Genomic DNA, 18,014 nt, shown 5'->3' on the forward strand with positions numbered 1-18,014 from the left:
ATACGACTATCCTTGGGCTGCACGACGAGGCGCTGTTAAGTCTGTCTAAAACTCCGCTCGCCGGAAGACTTCTCCTCGGGCTCACCGAAGACACCGCGAGCACAGATCTCGCTCGCATCTTTGGCCGCTTCAAACGGCTTCACGCAAGCGTTGCGGTCCGAACCAAAGTGCGCATGAGCTTGGTTCTCCGCGCCATGCTGGAGCGCGGAGAACTTGATGCCGCAATCGTCCAGGTCTTTAACCCAGGAGCGCCATTGCTCTACATTGGTCGGTGTAGCACTCACATCGGAAATTAATTGCGAATAGTCAGAGACTTGTCCTGGCAATGTAGATTGCGGACGCAAGCCAAAAACAGTGGTCTTGATGGGAATCGAACCACCGACCAGTTAATTCGGATTTCGATTTAGGCTCCATGAAGCACGTTTAGTGCAAAAGAGACATCGAGACGTGCATATTCCAATGCGAAAACACAGCAGACGATGCAGGGATTTTGTTCGCCAGGCAGGTGGCAGCACTTTCTATTCATATTCTGGTCAGTCCGAAATCTGCTCATTTTGCCTCACCCGAAATGTTTAGCCATGGCTATCCATCTGTATCACTTCAGGGCAACACCCAATAGACGCGATTGATAGCTGATGCGATCCCTTGCTTCAGCTAGCTGCCCAAAATCTTTCGGGATGGATCTGGCCCGGTAGCAATTTTGAGGCCACGTCAATGGAATCAAAATGAGCCAATCACAACCACCCAAAACCATCGCGAGACGATCGAGAGGAGCCCGACCACGACGCATATGAACGTGGATACGCGAGTGCGGGCGACGATGACAATTTCACAGAAATAAAAAATAGCTAGTATTTCCGGGCATCAGGTAGTATACAACCACTTGCAACTGATCGGCCCTTCTATTTGGTTGAATCAGAAACTTAGCCAACTTAAGAAATATAAAAAATTTAATGTTGGCGCATGAGATCCATATTTAAGGATTGGATATTTAGTAGTTGTAGACCTACTGAATATACGTTCAACGACATAACATCATTCTGAAATGTAAGCCCTTCTCTCGTTAAGCGATGAGGTCCGGCATGACTGACGATGTCTGGTCAGCGTTAACCCGAGGTGTCCTTGGCTTCGCACATTCGCGCGCAGGCGACCTCACCGGTTCCTCCTTCAAGGACACAGGCTCGCTTCTTGCCTCGCTCTTCGACAATTCTCCAGCCGGCACCACCAAGGCGCGGCTAGGCACGCTCAAGCAGGACATTAACAACCTCAGCCCGCTGGTCCAACAGGTTGCCGATGCGATCAAAAGCAAGGTCGACGACGCCAAGACGGCCGTGACCAACATGGCCAACGAGCTCGGCACCGACCCATTCACCATCGAGGCTGCCGGCCGCGCCGCCACTGAACTTGCCTACGTGCTGATCGCCTTCGACCAGGCACTCGATCTCATAGCAGACAAGCTCGCCGAGCAGGAACCAGCGGGGCCAAACCATGATGCCAATGTCACGGACATCAAGGCCGCGATCAAAGGCATCGACGAGCCCTGGCGGAAACCCTTCCGCAATCTGGCGGGCGATCTCACCAAGACCTTCGATGCCTTGTGTCAAGCGGTGCTCGGTATCGACAAGGCAGGCTCAAAAATCGCGACCCAGATTGCCTGGAGCCGGCCCGACAAGCGCCTTGCCTTCACGCTGCAGAGTACGAGTGCGCGCCAGATCGGCCCGCTCGGCTTCGATGGCGCGTCGGTGGAGGCCTTCTTCGCCTATAAGACCGACGCAACGCTCGGCCTTGCCCTGCGTGCGAAGCTTCAGGCCGGTCTCCGCAACGACAAGCTCCTGGAAAAGATCATACCGGGCGAGGCGAAGACAGCGGACACCAATGCCGTCGCCATCAATCTCGATACGCATGACGGCCTCACCTTCGGTGAAGGCAAAGATAAACGGCTTGTGCTGCCGGTGCGCTTTAACTTCCCCGGCATCGAATTGCGCGAATTCGCCATCGCCCGCCCCCAAGGCAAAGACGAGAACAGCGGCCGCATCGATTTGATGACCACGATCGCCGGTAAGATTGGCGATGTCTTTGGCGTGGTGACCGAAGGCGGCGGTGTCACGATCACCTGGACAGGCGGCGACAGCGCCATCGACGTCAAGCCAAAGCCGCCGCCATCCACCGGCGTGCGCATCAACACCGGCGTTGTCCGCGGCGGCGGTTTCCTGCGCTACAAGGAAGATACCAAAGAATATGGCGGCGTGCTCGACCTGCAATTCATGCGGTTCGGCATCACCGCGATCGGCCTGATCGGCACGGACCCGTTTTCCTTTGTCGTCGTGATAGGCGTGCATTTCCTGCCAAAGATCGAGCTCAGCTTCGGCTTCACCCTCAACGGCCTCGGCGGAATCCTTGCCATCGAGCGAACGCTTGATAGCGACGCCCTGGCAAAGGGCCTTAAGGATGGCGCGGTTGGCCAACTGCTTTTCCCCGAAAATCCTATCGACGCAGCACCCCAGATCCTCGATCGCCTGGCGCAGGTTTTCCCACCGCGCTCGGGCGGTTTCGTCGTAGGGCCGATCGCCGAGCTCGGCTGGGGTTCGCAGGCTGGCTTCCTCAAGGCGCGGCTCGGCATCGTGCTGTCGTTGCCCGACCCCAAGATCGTCATCCTCGGCGCCGTACAGATCGGCGTGCCCTCCGCCGACGTCGACCCGAAGCTACGCGTCGTCGATATCCACGCCGAGTTGCTGGGCGAAATCACCCCCGACTTCTTCCTCATCAGGGTCTCGCTCGCGCCCTCGAAACTGGCCGGGCTGACGCTCAGCGGCGACCTCGGCATTTTGATCCAGTGGTCGGGCGAAGCAGCCTTTGCCATCTCCGTCGGCGGCTTTTTCCCAAAATATACGCCGCCACCGCAGCTCGCCGACCTCAGGCGTGTCGCCATCGAGCTGTCGCCGCCTGTCAAATGGCTGACCGTCCACGCCGAAGCCTATGTGGCGGTGACCTCGAACACCATCCAGTTCGGCGGCAAGATCGTCGTCAGTGCCGATCTCGACGTGGCATCCGCCAAGGCCTGGATCGGACTCGATGCGCTGTTCCAATGGTCGCCGCGCTTTTATTTCATCTTCATCGTCGATGTCGGCATCGAGGTTAAGGCGCTGGGGCATACCATCGCCGGCGTCGCCTTCCACGGCGAACTGCAGGGCACAAAGCCATGGCGGCTAGAGGGCAAGGCCAGTGTCGACATTCTGTTCTGGACCATCGATGTCCCCATCGGACCCGAAGAATGGGGCGAGAAGGACGCTACTGTCGCCGAGACTGTCAATCCGCTGGAAATCGCCCTGGCCGCGTTGACGGCAGATTCGGCATGGACGCCGCAATTGCCGGCGGGTAGCGACATGCTGGTGCGCTTTACCGAGTCGGACCTACCACTTCTCGTGCATCCGCTCGGTTCACTCGAGGTCAAGCAATTAGTGGTGCCGCTGGAAACGGATATCGATCGGATCGGATCGAGCCCGGTTTCGGTCAGACGCATCAACCTGTCTTCGCCGAAGGTTGGCGGGCACGACGCGATGGCGGTGTCGCATTCGCTCGATAATTTTCCGCCGGGTCATTTCATCCAGCAACCCGACGACCAGCAGGCGACGCGACCTGACTTCGAGGCTTTTCCCTGTGGCATGAAGCTGGCGACCACCAAGGTGCCGGACTTCGGCGGTTCGGTCGATGCCGTCTATGAGTGGAACACCGTCTTCCCGCATCAGACATTTGAGAGCAATCGTGATAAATGGATCCTGGACGCAATTGCCCGACCAGTGATGCGCACGAGCGCCGTCGCTGCCGCCCAGCGCCTCCGCGGCAACCCCTATCAGAAAGTCACACGCGCTGCCGATGACACCATCGGCATGGTCGACCCCGGCCTCTGCCAGGTCTGTCTCAAGAGTGATCTCAAACTTGTCGCGGGCCAGCCGCCGGCGATGACCACCACAGCCGCAGCCCAGTTCGTCATGGCCAATGGTGCGATGGAGCAGGCGCTGGAACTCGTCTCATTGGGAGTGGCGGCATGAGCGGCTCGCTGGCGTTTTCCAAGAACTTCGTCGCCGATGCTTTCAAGGTCGGCGCCACCACCTTTTATAAGCCTGAGGACATCGTCCTCGGCGAATACGCCTTCCTGCCGTGGGTGCGAACAGGCCTCGCCGCGGCGATCCAGTCGCCAGCCGGCGCCGATCTTCGTGGCGTGGTCGTGGTGACCGCCGATCTCGTCGCTAGTGACGGCTCACAACCGGCTGCGCCAGTCGAGAAGACGCTCATCCTGCGCGGGCCAGGGGACGTTGTCGGCATAGACCCGAGCCAGATCATCCGCCGGGAGCCGAACGCCAATATCGTCAATGCTGAAGAGACTTTCCTCGCCCATATCGAATTCGACCGGCCCGAGCTGCCTTGGCTGTTTTCCCCTTTTGCCCCGACTGGTGATACTTTGCAGCCATGGCTGGCCCTGGTGGTCTGCAAAGCCGACAAGGTGGTGCTGCTTCCCTCCGCGCCCGGTCGACCCATCCAGCTTGCCACGACGCTTGGCGAATTGCAGCCGCTCTCGGATGCCGCATCCTGGGCGCACGCCCAGGTCATTGGTCGTACGACGGCAAAGACCCCGCTTGCGGACCGGTTGAGCGATGACCATGCGCCGGCCAATCTTTCGCGGATCCTGTGCCCACGCAAGCTGGAGCCACAGACAGACTATATCGCCTGCCTGGTCCCCGCCTTCGATTGCGGCGCGCGAACCGGACTTGGCCAATCCGGCGGTACGCTGGAGCTTGCCTGGAAGCGAGCGCCCGACAATAGCGATGCGGCAACGCAGATCATCCTACCCGTCTATGACAGCTGGACGTTTTCAACCGCGCCGGCCGGAGATTTCAAGACCCTGGCCGAGAAGCTGGAAGGCATCGCCGCGCCCTGGACCATCGGCCGCCGCATCGTCGATACAAGCCGGCCGGAAGGGGGCTTTCGCCCCTGGCGCCCGGTGAGGAAGGCACTGTTCAAATACTCGAATGCGCCCTGGTCTCACCACAGTCACCACCCGCCGATGGCCCGTCCGAGACCAGCACCTGGAGCCCGGCACGACGTGATGACCTGCGCTTGAAGATCGACCAAGCCAACGAGCCAGGACATGAAGATCTGCCGCGCGTCGGCCCGCGACTTTATGCGCGCTTCCAGCGCGGGGCCTCTCAGCTCGGCAAGATCTTCGGGGATCCGCCGTCTGAGACGGTGTCTGCCGACGCCGACTGGTTCTTGCAGCTTAATACCAACCCGCTGAACCGCATCGTCGCCGGTCTCGGTACCCGTGTCGTTGTCAAAGACCAGGAGCAGCTGATGCAGGCGGCCTGGGCGCAGGTCGGCGAGGTGCGCAAGGTTAACGCTTCCCTCATCCGCCACCAACTGGGCCGTTATGTCGGCGCGTCGCTACACCGCATGCATCTATCCAATCTCGAACTGGGGCCGCTGACGCAGGTGATGCGCGGGGTGCAGGCCAAGCTCAAGCTCGATGGCGACGCGCTGACGGTCTACGGCAAGGTGGATCTTAGCCGGACGGCTCCCGTGGCAATGACCGCCGCCTATCGCCGTGCAACCCGGCTGCGGGGGCCTGTGGCCCGTTTTGCGAAGGACGCTGGCCCGGCTGCCCTCAAGGGATTGGTCGCAGGCATGGCCGGTTTCAACGATTTCCGCGTTGCCTATGCCAATCCCGATGGTGTCGGGAAACTGTCGGTAAAGGCGATCAACGCGTTGCCGGTGGACATCGTCGCGCGCAGGCTGGGTGTCGACCCTTCCGTCGCGATCCGGACGCTGACGGAGCGTCTCTCCGTCCTGGAACGCAACCCCACCATCGCCGATCAGGCGTTATCACCGGTCGGCACATGGCGCGTACCGGCCGGCAACATCGACCTCTCCGCCATTCTCGCCGACACAGTGGCAACAAAGGTGGCAACAGTCACGCCGGTTATACCAGAAAAAGATTCCGGGCGGGCTGAAGCGCTCAGCGGCCTGCTTGTCGGGTTGGCAAACTCGGGCATAGCCTCGGTTGCGACCAAAGCGGCCGGTCAAGTGCAATTGTTTGACCAGAAGATTCCTTTCAAGGCGATCAATGTCACGCCCGGTCCGGTGCTGACGCCAAGCCCAGTCACGCGTCCGCTTCTTCCCGGCACGGGAATGGTTACTCCCCTGCCCCACGGCAATGTGCGTATTCAGACGCCGTTGCGCCCACCGGTGGTCAGCCGGTCGGTTGGCAGCATCTCCGATACGGTGACCGCCGGGGCTAGCACGCGCGTTCCGACCTCCCCTGCACCGCTTGTTCGTTTCGAGACGGCGACATCGCGCGCGCTCACCAGTGATCTCAACAAATACCGCGTTACGCCGGCGATGGATATCGCCACGGCGATTTCGACACTCGCTATCGACAATGGTATGACTACGCTGCCCTTGACGCCGGATCGGCCGAGCCTGGCCGTCGCCAGGACATCGCTGCTCCAAGCCGTGACGCCTGCCACCACGATGACGCGCTATGTCACGAACCGCCTGGTCCGGATGCCCTCCTGGCTCCCGCCTGACTGGTTCGCGAACGGCCGTATCGATCCGATCATGGCTGCGCCGCATTTCGACCGGCCAATGTACGAGGCGCTCGATGCCTATGACCGCGACTGGCTCATTCCAGGCATCGGCACCGTCGGCAAAAACGATTTCGTCACCTTGCTCAACACCAATGCCGCCTTCACCGAAAGCTTCCTGATTGGCCTCTCGGACGAGATGGGGCGCGAGCTTCTGTGGCGCGGCTATCCTACCGACCAGCGCGGAACTTATTTCAAGCGCTTCTGGGATGAATCGCAAGATGAGTTGAGCTCCGACATCCATAAATTCCTCCCCAATCAGTCACTGGGAACCCATATCAGCATCGGCGGCAACAATATCGTGCTCGTGGTGCGCGGCGAGATCATCAGACGCTATCCCCATGCAATCGCAGCGGCCGTCCTTGCCCAAGATGACAATAATCAACGCCCGACTTTCGTCGATCATACCGCGCAGATCCTTTTCCAACACTATCTGCCTCCGGATTTCCTGCTCGTCGGTTTTAAACTCACGGAAGCACAGGTCCGGACCGATCCATGGTGGTTCATCATCGCGGAGCATCCGACCGCGCCGCGTTTCGGTTTTGCCACGGGAGCACCCCAGGGCTCGGCGGCGGCAATTGCTGCCGCGCGCCTGAAAGATCCGGTGCGCGCCGCCTTCCGGGGTAAGTTCCTGCTCAACCAGATTCAATCGGCCGGGGGTCCCAATGCCTGATCCCAACCTCACCGCTCTGAAGAACGTCCAGAGGACTGTCAAAGCGCAGCAAGATAAGCGCGACAAGGCCATCGCCGATCTCGCTAATGCGAATGCCGAGATCGCCAACGTGACAGCCGAGGCCGCGCGCCTTGAAGCTGCGGGCGATACCATCGGCGCGCAGCGCAAGCGCGCGGCGATTGATCCGCTGGTGACCAAGCGCCGCAATGCCAATACGGCAATCACCGATACCGTCACTGCCGTGACCGGCGCACTCGACGGCCTGCGCGACCTGGTTGATCCCTGCGATGCCGATCCAGCTTTCCCGTTGCTACTTCTTCCCGTGCGCGTCGAGACGCGCTTCAGCCCGGACGGCAAGACCCTGCGGATCCGCATCATGCCGGATGACGTCCATATCGATCAGTTAGACCATGGTCTCAGCAATGCCGAACGGGATGCTGCGACCGCCTACTGGCACGCTTTGTGGACGGCGGCTGACGATGCCCTCGATCCGCCATGGCAGATCTTAGTTAATGCTGTCGGCAAGCAGCGAGCCGCGTGGACCGCGCTGGCGATGGAACCCTCCAACCTCAACCAGCGCAAGACGGCGGCAGCGCCAGTGTTTCCGGATGTGAGCTCCAGGACCAAGCGCGCGGCCGTCGCCCGCCTGCTGCCGGACCATTTCACCGCTGTGGCTATCCAGGCCGGCAGCCAGAGCCGAAAGACCGGCGCGAGCATCCCGCCGGAGCTTGTGGTCGGCTTGTTCGCCGGCGATGGGTCAGAATACAAGGAAGTAAGCGGACTGCAATTCTTGCCCGGTGCCGAGTGGCTGGCTGACTATGCTGCCGCCGAGAAGAACGGCATGGCAATCACTCTACCGCTTGCCAGTGCTGGCCAGAAGATCGACGATCTCTTCGTTTTCGGCGTACGCCGAAGCATTGATCCCAAGCGCGCACCCGCCGAATTCGAGGATCTCCTTACAGCGCACCTGTGCACCAAGGGACTTGCCTTCGTGCCGCAGGGCGCCCCGAGCAATAACACCGAAACCGATCGCGCCGCCTGGCAGCGCCGACCCGATGTGCGCCAACCACCACGCGATGCCGTCAATCTGGACCCGGGCAGCAACGCGGCAGTATTGAGCGCGGCGCTCGGCGTCAGCACCTCACTGCTGTCCGGGCTCGATTACGCCGGTACCCGCGAACAGGCGCTCGCCAAGGCGATGAACGTCGCGCTGTGGGGGCCAAGCTGGGGCAGCTTCCTCGACCGAGCCAACAATGTCGACGCCTCGGGCTCCACCCTCACGACCGCGACGCGCGAGCAGACGCGCATCTTCCATCGCGATTTCGTGCGCGGCCGCGGACCACTGCCGACCCTGCGCGTTGGTGCCCAGCCCTATGGCGTCCTGCCCGTGTCGAGCATTGCCAGACGCTGGAAGAGCACGCGAGGCGACACATTCGAAAACAACATCGCCGGACTGCTGCAACGTCTGCGTCAGAAATGGCTCAGCTGCGTCGATGATCTGCCGCGGGTTGGCACCGGCGCGATCGACGAGGTGATCAGAAAGCTACTCGGCACCAGCCCCGTTTCGGTATCGTTGCGGGTGCGAACGGTTCTGTCCGCCGAATTGGCCCGGCTTGCCGCCAAGACGGCCGGCGCCTCGCAAGCCGATTTCGATCTCGAATCCCTCATCGAGACCGTGCTGGTCGAAGAGCTGATCGGCAACCTCAATTTCATCCATCCCATGGGCTCTCTGTCGGAGGACTCGCGGCCACTGGCGCTCCCCTATGTTGACGATGCCAGGGACGGGGCCGTTATCGGTCAGATCGTCGCCGGCCAGTCGCCGCAGATATCCAGCGTTTTGCAGGCACTGGTGGCGCTGGCCTGGGACCGCGCAAAGCGTGAAATCGACGACAATAGCGGCCAAGGCCGGCTCAACGACATCATCCAGGCGACAACATCGATGTCGCCACAGATTAAGAACGATGTCGCAACGCTTGTGGCCCGCCCCGACAGTGCCAGCGCTGATCAATATTTTGCCGTTGCCACCACCGTTCTCGCCGCCAATCGAACCGCGACCGTCCCGGATATTGCCGAAGTCCAGCCTGTCGCTGCCTATCGCTCCTCCTTCGCCCAATTGGCATTGGAAAGCACGGCTGATGTTTCGCGCGACTATTTCGGCGTAATCACAGCAGCGGCTTGGGCGTTGGCCTCCGGCCGCCTTGCCGAATTGAAGACAGCACTCACGGAGCTCTCGGCTGCCTTTTCGCCCGATGCGCTTCCCGGCGAGCGGCGGATTCTCGTCGCCGAGACGCTCGATACCGCCTCCCATCGTCTCGATGCCTGGTTGACCGGACTGGTGGAGCGGCGGCGGCAATCCCTGCGCAAGGCCAATCCGGCCGGCCTCACTATCGGCGCCTACGGCTGGGTACAGGAGATCACGCGCACCGCCGATCAAAACAGCGGCACTGGCGGTTATATTGCCGCGCCAAGCCTGGACCATGCCGCCACCGCCGGCATCCTGCGCAGCGCCTATCTCAGTCATAATCCAGATGTCGACGGCAACAACGCCTTCGCAATCGATCTGACCAGCGAGCGCGTACGCACGGCGCTGCACCTTATTGACGGCATCCGCCAGGGCCAGCCGCTCGGCGCATTGCTCGGCTACCGCCTGGAGCGCAAGATTCACGAAGCCGGGTTAGATCGACTGATCCTCTCGCTACGCTCCATCGCACCGCTTACCCAGGGCAAGCTCACCGATCGCAGTGATGATACGGAGATCCCGGCGATCGAGGTGCTGGCCGCGCCAATGTCACCGACGGCCTGCAACTCATCGAGAAATACCAGGGAAAGGTGACCGGTTGGGACCAGCAGAAGGTGTTCGATCGACTGAAAGAACCGCCAAACAACCCCTACCTCATCGGAACGTGGAAGCCGCCCAGCCCGGACGAATGGAGCGCAGTGTCGGCCATTATTTTGGATGCCGGACAAGCTGCGGATGCGGTCGCCGATCTTCTCATGGCCGAATCCGTCCATCAGATGGTCCAGGGGAACATGCCACGCGCTTCGGCGGCGCTGGATGCCGCCAGCACCGGCGACGTGCCGCCGCCCGAACCGGATGTCGTTGCCTCGCGGCTGGAGGGTATTCCACGCGTTCACCGCCTGATGCTCGTCGCCGGAGGCGATGGCGGCTGGAACTCCACCCGTCCACGCTCGGCCGCCGCTCCGCTCCTTGAGGCCTGGTCGGGTGCCCGGCTCGGACCGCCCGCAACCATCCGGATCGGCAGCGATATCCAAGGTACCGTCCTGACGGCCGCCGATACCGGTCTTTCCGCGCTCGACTTCGTCTATATAGCAACCGATCGGCCGAACTTCGAACGCGTCTTGCGCGCCAATCTGCCGGCCCTTGCCCCAGATGCCGCCCTCTTTGCCGAGCCCGCCGACGACTGGCCGGCAGGCCAGCGTGCCATCGGCAACATCTTCGACCTAGCCACTTCGCTGCGCGCGCTTCTGGTGGCCAGCCGCCCTGCAACGGCGGCAGACCTTGCCGTCCCTAACACCCCACCGGTACGCAGTGTCGCTCCGACTGAACTCGATCTGGTGAAGGCGCAGCTTCAAGCGGCAACCGGCATGTTGTCATTGCGCGCGCAGGCGGTCACGGCCCAGCTTTCAGTCAATCCTGTGGTGCACGAATTGCTTGCTTCCGCTCTTGCGGCGCTTGCCGACTTCGGGATCGTCCTTCCCCAACTCCAAGGCGATGCCATTATCAACGCCGGCCATCTTGTGTTGGCGGATGCCAACAAGCGCCTCATGGAGGCCGAACAGGCGCTAGGCGACCCTGCTTCAATCACCGCCGAAAGCCTCGCGACAATTGGCCAGGGCCTCTTCGGCGACGGCTTCTGGGTGACCCCGCGTGTCGGATCGCCTTCCGGGCCGGATGCGTGGGGACGGGCGGTCGGCGCCACGCCGCTGATTACCCAGCCTACGCACTTCGCCATCCAGCGCTACCTCACCGACATGGCTAGTGTGCGCGACAATGTCCGCCGTTATCTCGAGATCCTCATGCTGGGCAAGGCGACGGCTACGCCACCCGCACCCCGCGCTACCCAGATGGCAGGTGTCGGGGACGATCCGCCGACAACCTGGATCGGCGTCACGCTTGATCCCTCACAGCCAACATCCTCGGCCCCACTGGTCAGCACGGTGCTCGACACCGTTGCCGCCTATGATGGCAGCGGGGAGACGCTTGCGCTCATCATCGACGAGTGGACGGAGGTCGTGCCGATGCGCGAACGGCGTAGCAAGGAGCCGGGCGCGCCGGTCGATATCCGGTCGACCGCGGGCATAGCCGTCAATGCCAATGCGCCCGGAGCCCGCGCACCGCAGGCAATGTTGCTCGCCACCTCGCCCGATGGTAGCCGCTGGACGACTGACGCCATGGTTGACCTCCTTGCCGAGACTTTGGAACTGGCCAAGATCCGCGCGGTGACGTTGGAAACCACCAATGGAGCCGCACGCATCTTGCCAGCACTTTACGAGCGCAGCTGGTCGCTGCAGGGAGAAAAGGTCCTCGACCTCCGCTTTATTGCCGAGAGGGCGTACAACAAGGCTGCGGTCGCTGCCTTCGTAAAGGACAAGGGGCCATGAGCAACACGGTGAATGTCATTGCTTCCCGCCCGCTAAGTGGGATCCTCAAGGCAATAGCCTTGGAGCCGCCGGCATGGAGCCGCCTGGAACCGCAATCCGTCACCGGCGATCCCACCCCCGGCATCGAGGCACGCATCCATGATCCCTTATGGCTGATCGCTCGCCAATGGCAGTTCGGCGAGTTCCAGGGCGAGGATGCCGGCACACCTATAGCCATGCATGTCGCCATGACCAGCCGGCGGTTCAGTGCTTGGAAACCCGGTGACCAGAGCTCTGAAACTCCGGTGCGGCCGCTGAGGCCAGACCACTCGATCGAGCCCGAAGTGGAGCGCGAACCTCCACCCAGCCACGGCATCGGCTTGCGGCAACGAGCCGAGGCAGGAGCTCTACTCGTCTCGGCTTTGGCGGAGGCCGGTTTTGACGCCGGCAAGGCTTTGACGGACGCCTTTACGCTGCCCGTCGATGAAGAGCCGCCGACCGACGTGCCCGCGGCTCTCTGGCAGGCCGATCCAATGTGGCGCACGATCGCCCGTGCGAGCCCGGATGGGGAGGCGGTCGCTGCGTCCATCGAAGCGGCCGGCGCCGGCAATCCGGCCTGGCTGATCGGTGCTTCCGCTGATGCCGTTGCGGCATCACGGGAGTGGCTTGTCTGGTATCGCTCCCAGGTCTCCCGACCGGCCGGCAGCAACGATGCCTGGCTGCGCGAGCGCCTCGAGTACCAATTCGCCGTCCGAACTGGCAATCCGGAGAACCAAGCGGTCTTCCGTGCACCTGCCCATGATGGCGGTCCAGTCGACTGGTACAGCTTCGATTATCACCACGGCGAGACCCTGACGGTGGAGGGGGAAGCCGCCGAGGCCGCAGCCGAAGTCGCCAAGACGATGACAATGCTGGCAACGCCTCTACGCTATGCCGGCATGCCTGCGGACCGTCTCTGGCAATTCGAGGATGGCCTCGTCAACTTCGGCCACATAGAGGCCCAGCCGCACGACCTCGCGCGCCTGTGCTTTGTCGAATTCTCAACGATCTACGGCAATGATTGGTACACGATCCCGGTCGACCTGCCGGCCGGCAGCTTCACCCAATTCTCCGAGGTCGCCTTCACCACTACGTTCGGCGAGCGCTTCGTGGTTAACCAAGCGGACGACCGAGGGCGCAGTGGCCATTTCCGCATGTTCGAGCTTAGTGTCTCGGGCGACCCCGTCATACTGCCCGGCCTGCTGATACCGCCGGGTGGCAGGATTTCGCAGGAAGGAAAGGCGCTGGAAGACGTAGTGTTCTTGCGCGACGAAAGCGCCAACATGGCCTGGGCAGTTGAAAAGACGGTGCAAGGCAAGAGCGGCGATCCACGCAGTCGCAGCAGCGAGCCGCAGTTCGTGCCACCCAACGCGCCGCTCGCCGCTGGGGCGGACCTGCGGTATATCCTGGAGACTACGGTGCCGGCCAACTGGATACCGCTCGTGCCGGTACCAACGTCGCCGGCGCAGGGTGGTTTCGAACTGCGCAAGGGCACAATGACCGACAAGGACGAATCGCTCGGCGAAATACTCGATCCAACGCCCTTCACGCTCAAGGAGGAAGAGGTTCCGCGTGAGGGCGTGCGAGTGCGCCGCGTTCCCGCCATTTGCAGGACCGCTGACGGCCAGATGGTGCGCTGGATCGCCCGCCGGGTCAGCGTTGCCCACGGCGAGGGAGCAAGCCGTCTTGCTTTCGACGGCACAACCAATCAGCCCGGAGGATAAGCGGTGAGTATGCAGATGGGGTCTTCGCGAGCTCCATTAGTGCCGCCTGTTTGCAAAGCCGCAGACAAGTTCATCCAGCGTTTCGCTACTCATCGGTAGACTCCATAATCGACTGGCAAGTTCACGGGCAATGGTTGCGTGCCGCTCCTACTCACCTACGAGCGGCCAACATTCCCTGGCCGAAACAGGTATGGGTCGATGCAAAAGGCTTGGCGGGCATCAACTTCGTGCTGCGCACGCCCGAACTCGGTTCGCTACCCGCCAAAACAAACTGTCGAACTGCATCATACCTCAATCGCTGTCGGCTGCCTGACCTTGCGTTCCAGTGCCGCGATTTGCGCCTCATATTCGGCGATCACGCTCGCTTCGGCTTCCTCATCGCTGAGTTCGCGCGATCTGATTGCGTCAGCCACAACTGAATGAGGTTGGCCGAGACACCGTAAGTACGTTGCGCATCACGCCGTCCGATGACGCCGTGTCGAATATCCTGGCAAAGCTGCAACTTGAACGGTGTCGAGTGCCGCCGGTATGGACCTCTGGATTTCATCAGCCTTCTCCATTTAAGGCCCACAGAGCGTATCAGTTTTCTCCTGTCCCGTGGTCCAGCCCGAGGAGTTCACACCAACGCCGGGTCAGATCGTGTCGGAATTCAACATAAAGGGGACGTATTGCATGTGATCACTACGGTGCATTAAATCAACCAATTCAGCTTGGCGATGAGTACTAGTCTTTTCAAAAATTCGAGCAAGATGGGTGCGTCCAGTAGACCTCTTAATTCCTAGGTGATCAGCGGCCGACTGTATGCCGTGCCCTTTCATGAGTTCGACAGCAAACAACGCCTCTGATGCAGTCAATCCGAACTGTTTTTGTAATTGGGAATTGAACGGTTGCACGTTGCGATTGGGTTCAGTTACAAACACTGCAGCTACAGATCGTTCTATCGTAAAAAAGGGAGCTTGTTCAGAGCGAAGTGGAGCTATCAGCAATGATAACGATTTTTTTCCCGGTTCGGAATTAAGATGGAGATGTCCACCTGCTGGACGATCGTTGCCGGGTGGCACGGCACGGGCAATCAGAGAATATAGTAGCCCTGAATTTGCAATCGTATCGGCAAGAAGTCTTCCATTCGATATCCGCAGCGACCCAGATGATCCACAAATGCGTTCAGCCTGCTCATCAGCAAAAATCACTCGGGCGGCTCTGTCTACAATTAGCATACTTCGTCCAAAAGCTTTGATGGACGCTTCACTCTGTATCTGCATTTGTGCAATTTTAATATTTAACTGAACCGCTCGTTTCACATGCGGCACAAGACAACGGAAAAGCTGGATGTCCTCCGGTCCAAACTCTTCCTTTCTATGTACGGCCAGAGCGGTTTGTCGCCCATCCTCTTTCAAAACGACAGCATTGAGAATGGATCCAAGATGCTGCGGCACCAGAAAGTCGTTGTAAAACTCTGTTCGACAAAAATCACGTTTTGACATAACCATTGCGTCAGTCTGCACGGCACCAGCCTGCGAAGCGGTCATTCGATGCCAGATTGGGTTGATCTGATGGTAATGGTTGGCATAACTCTCGAAATATGTTGGATCGCATAGTGGAGCGATGCTCCAGGACTGAGCCGAACGATCGCCTTGCCGCGTCAGAACAACGGCGCGAGCACCGCAGGTTTCAGCGATGAGACGCAACGCATCCGGCCAGCGATTAAAATCCACCGCTGCATCATAGATCGCACTGATTAGGCTACCAACTATAGCTTCATTAAGCGTGTAGTTTCCCATGATTTCCCCTTGGGCACAACTAACACCGTTCTCAACCTGTTATGTATAGAAGTTGACGAGACTTTTGTGATCCTCATCAAAGGCTCTGCTCAATTCGAACTTTGAATTTTTCTAATATATTAAACAGAGAAGATATCAGTACCAACAGGGGATCTCAACGATCGTCACGGTATTATATGAGTATGTTCTTAAAAATTTGTCTGTATAGGCCGAACGGCGGATGTTTGGCATTCAAGCAAACGATACAATTCGCAGAATATGGAGATTATCCAGTTCGCATTTCTTCGCGGAGGATTGGTTATGAGCACATCCAGTACGAAGAATGCGGTTATCGTTGGTTTTATAGCGAGCCTTGGCTGCATTTTGGCTTCGGTCGTGGACAGCACCTCATTAAATGCCGCACCGAACCCGCCCGGCGGCTATCAGCAATCATGCCGTGACATTGCAGCGGATGAGACGTCAGTCGTCGCACAGTGCATGAACTTCAATGGCGATTGGGCATCCAAAACGACGTTAAACTACACCGGCTGTGGCGGTGAAATCTACAATTACGATGGTCAGCTCAAATGCGCGGGCTTACCGCCCCCGCAGGGCACGTATCAGTCGACTTGCAATGAACTCAAAACAGACTCGGATCAAGTTCTTCACGCGAGATGCGAAACGATCAACGGCGGTTGGATTACCACAAGTTTGGTGATCGTCGGGTGCCAGGGGAATATTGCCAACATCGACGGAACCCTTCATTGCAACCGCAGCCCGGTTCCCATTCCATCCGGCTCATATTTGGAGACCTGCTGGGATGTTGCGGCTGACGGCATTCACCTGAGTGCCACCTGCCGAACACTTAGCGGCGATAGCGCGGGTACATCTGCAATTGCTGACTACCCCGCTTGCGCGCGCTCCAATCAGGATATCTTGAACCGCGATGGTGTTTTGACCTGCGCGTCTGTTACCCCTGCCAACTCACCTTGTTCTTGGGGCAATCCAAATCGCGATCCACATTGCGGAGTATCTGTTAATCCGAACCCAGCACCTCCTTGGCCTCCGGGTTCGTCCACCTCGTACCCATTCTCGATGAAACGGAACGTTCCGTTGAACCCATAGGCAACGCCTATCAAACCTGTGAGGCTATCATGACAAACCCCAATGAAACTACCAATCTCGGATGGCACCACAGTGCAGCTTCATCCCTGCAAACTCAGAGAACGAGCTACATTCATGCTGTGTCTCAGCTATTTGAGCCCGGCGATCCCCACTTGAACAGTCAAGCAGCCGTTCACCGCGTCGGCGATACGGTGTCAGTAGCGGCCTCAGGAGCACTGGTTTCGCTTATTTCTCTCCAACAAGCGGTGGATGCCATTACTCAGAAAGCGGCAAGTCTCGGGCTATCCAATGCCAATGTAGAAAGCGCTGTGGAGGGTGTTACGGGTGGCTATATCGGTCGATTTTCGGATATGGATATCTACTATTCCGTCGAAACCGGAGCCCATGAAGTTCATGGCGATATCCGAGCAAAATACAATGTGCTTGGTGGTCCCGGCGGTCTTCTCGGGTTGCCCGTAACCGACGAAGAACCAACACCGGACCTAATCGGACGCTTCAATCACTTTACCGGCGGATCCATCTATTGGACGCAACATACAGGCCCCATGTCAGTTCGTGGCCAGATCAAAGATCTTTGGGCAACGATGGGTTTTGAAAAAAGCGAACTTGGTTACCCCGTCACGGATCAATATCGAATGAAGACTGCGTCACCAAATGACCCAGTCATTGAATGGTGCCAGTTTGAAAACGGAATGATTGCATCCGATCGCACCGAAGCCCGCGTCGCGCCCTTTGCTACAATCGACCCTAATACTCTTCAATCGGTCGTATGGAAGATGATTGATACCAGATTTCATGATTCACCAGATAATGTAGGCCTTCATCCCGATACGAGCATTCAAGGCGTCAGCGAATGGCACTACGGCTTTTGGGTTTCTGTCCCGCGGGCAATTGGCTTTCGTCTACACGGCTTTCGCGATAACGGCGGCGCTCCCGATACTGACTACTTCATAAATCTTTGGCTGCGATTTGAACTTGCATGGAGCACCAACAACTTTGCTGAACCTATCGACAAATCAGTTGTAGCCTCGCTGGATTGGTTGCGAGTGACCTCTGATGGTTTCGATGTGTCCGGCGGCGCTGTGATCAACGGTGTAACACAGGGCTTGCACGATGCATTCTTCTCTGCCCCAGGAAGTGGTGATCATCCTGAAGTGCTTGCCGGGTCACTGTATGTCGGCAACTTGCCGACGCACGCAGAGCCAAGGCGCGGCAATATAGATTTGATTGGAATCGGAGTATCGAAGGCAGGCGAGTTTCAGGTGTTTGTGAATCCATTGCGCCCGACTGACGCGCCAGGCATATCTGATTATGGAATACTGCGCAGCATTGGGGCTCAAACAGAGCTGAATCTTCTAGTCAGTAAACTTCTCGCTTAAATCGAAAAGTCTTTGGGTTTACGGGTGAGGAACCCGGAAAATTCACAGCATCGTCTTTAACTTACTACAGATAA

At 59.3% G+C, this 18,014-nt stretch carries 9 protein-coding genes and 1 pseudogene; 9 read left to right on the top strand and 1 reads right to left on the bottom strand.

The genetic code is table 11. The annotated features are described in order from the left end of the window. Nucleotides 1-8: 8 nt before the first annotated feature. The 7 genes and pseudogenes from HB780_RS02300 to HB780_RS02330 form a co-directional block, all read left to right on the top strand. A pseudogene (locus tag HB780_RS02300) lies at nucleotides 9-239 on the top strand (LysR substrate-binding domain-containing protein); the annotation flags it as partial. An 843-nt stretch (nucleotides 240-1,082) separates the two neighbouring features. Continuing rightward, nucleotides 1,083-4,049, top strand: coding sequence for a DUF6603 domain-containing protein (locus HB780_RS02305; RefSeq protein ID WP_183686472.1), 2,967 nt, complete (start codon nucleotides 1,083-1,085; stop codon nucleotides 4,047-4,049). Beyond that, nucleotides 4,046-5,119, top strand: coding sequence for a hypothetical protein (locus tag HB780_RS02310; RefSeq protein ID WP_183686474.1), 1,074 nt, complete (start codon nucleotides 4,046-4,048; stop codon nucleotides 5,117-5,119). The genes HB780_RS02305 and HB780_RS02310 overlap by 4 nt, the downstream gene beginning before the upstream one ends. Beyond that, the gene (locus HB780_RS02315; protein ID WP_183686476.1) at nucleotides 5,116-7,311 is read left to right on the top strand and encodes a hypothetical protein; all 2,196 of its coding nucleotides are present in this window, start codon (nucleotides 5,116-5,118) and stop codon (nucleotides 7,309-7,311) included. The genes HB780_RS02310 and HB780_RS02315 overlap by 4 nt, the downstream gene beginning before the upstream one ends. Continuing rightward, on the top strand, nucleotides 7,304-10,144 hold the full coding sequence (locus tag HB780_RS02320; RefSeq protein ID WP_183686478.1) for a hypothetical protein: 2,841 nt from the start codon (nucleotides 7,304-7,306) through the stop codon (nucleotides 10,142-10,144). The genes HB780_RS02315 and HB780_RS02320 overlap by 8 nt, the downstream gene beginning before the upstream one ends. Next, complete coding sequence (locus HB780_RS02325) at nucleotides 10,141-11,934, top strand: hypothetical protein (RefSeq protein WP_183686480.1); 1,794 nt, start codon at nucleotides 10,141-10,143, stop codon at nucleotides 11,932-11,934. The genes HB780_RS02320 and HB780_RS02325 overlap by 4 nt, the downstream gene beginning before the upstream one ends. Further along, complete coding sequence (locus tag HB780_RS02330) at nucleotides 11,931-13,676, top strand: hypothetical protein (RefSeq protein ID WP_183686482.1); 1,746 nt, start codon at nucleotides 11,931-11,933, stop codon at nucleotides 13,674-13,676. Before HB780_RS02325 ends, HB780_RS02330 begins: the two co-directional genes overlap by 4 nt. 632 nt (nucleotides 13,677-14,308) lie before the next feature. On the opposite strand, the gene HB780_RS02335 is transcribed toward HB780_RS02330, so the two are convergent. Beyond that, a complete protein-coding gene (locus tag HB780_RS02335; protein ID WP_183686484.1) occupies nucleotides 14,309-15,457 on the bottom strand; it encodes a helix-turn-helix transcriptional regulator in 1,149 nt (382 codons plus the stop codon). 300 nt (nucleotides 15,458-15,757) lie between these two features. On the opposite strand from HB780_RS02335, the gene HB780_RS02340 reads away from it, so the two are divergent. After that, the gene (locus HB780_RS02340) at nucleotides 15,758-16,561 is read left to right on the top strand and encodes a CVNH domain-containing protein (protein ID WP_183686486.1); all 804 of its coding nucleotides are present in this window, start codon (nucleotides 15,758-15,760) and stop codon (nucleotides 16,559-16,561) included. 29 nt (nucleotides 16,562-16,590) lie between these two features. Next, complete coding sequence (locus HB780_RS02345; RefSeq protein WP_286202846.1) at nucleotides 16,591-17,940, top strand: LGFP repeat-containing protein; 1,350 nt, start codon at nucleotides 16,591-16,593, stop codon at nucleotides 17,938-17,940. Nucleotides 17,941-18,014 lie beyond the last annotated feature (74 nt).

Origin of the sequence: Rhizobium lusitanum, from assembly GCF_014189535.1 — a bacterium.
GTDB lineage: Bacteria > Pseudomonadota > Alphaproteobacteria > Rhizobiales > Rhizobiaceae > Rhizobium > Rhizobium lusitanum_C.

Coding starts and splice junctions, on each gene's coding strand:
- HB780_RS02305 (WP_183686472.1), top strand. CDS start 1,083: ATGACTGACGATGTCTGGTCAGCGTTAACCCGAGGTGTCCTTGGCTTC.
- HB780_RS02310 (WP_183686474.1), top strand. CDS start 4,046: ATGAGCGGCTCGCTGGCGTTTTCCAAGAACTTCGTCGCCGATGCTTTC.
- HB780_RS02320 (WP_183686478.1), top strand. CDS start 7,304: ATGCCTGATCCCAACCTCACCGCTCTGAAGAACGTCCAGAGGACTGTC.
- HB780_RS02330 (WP_183686482.1), top strand. CDS start 11,931: ATGAGCAACACGGTGAATGTCATTGCTTCCCGCCCGCTAAGTGGGATC.
- HB780_RS02335 (WP_183686484.1), bottom strand. CDS start 15,457: ATGGGAAACTACACGCTTAATGAAGCTATAGTTGGTAGCCTAATCAGT.
- HB780_RS02340 (WP_183686486.1), top strand. CDS start 15,758: ATGAGCACATCCAGTACGAAGAATGCGGTTATCGTTGGTTTTATAGCG.
- HB780_RS02345 (WP_286202846.1), top strand. CDS start 16,591: ATGACAAACCCCAATGAAACTACCAATCTCGGATGGCACCACAGTGCA.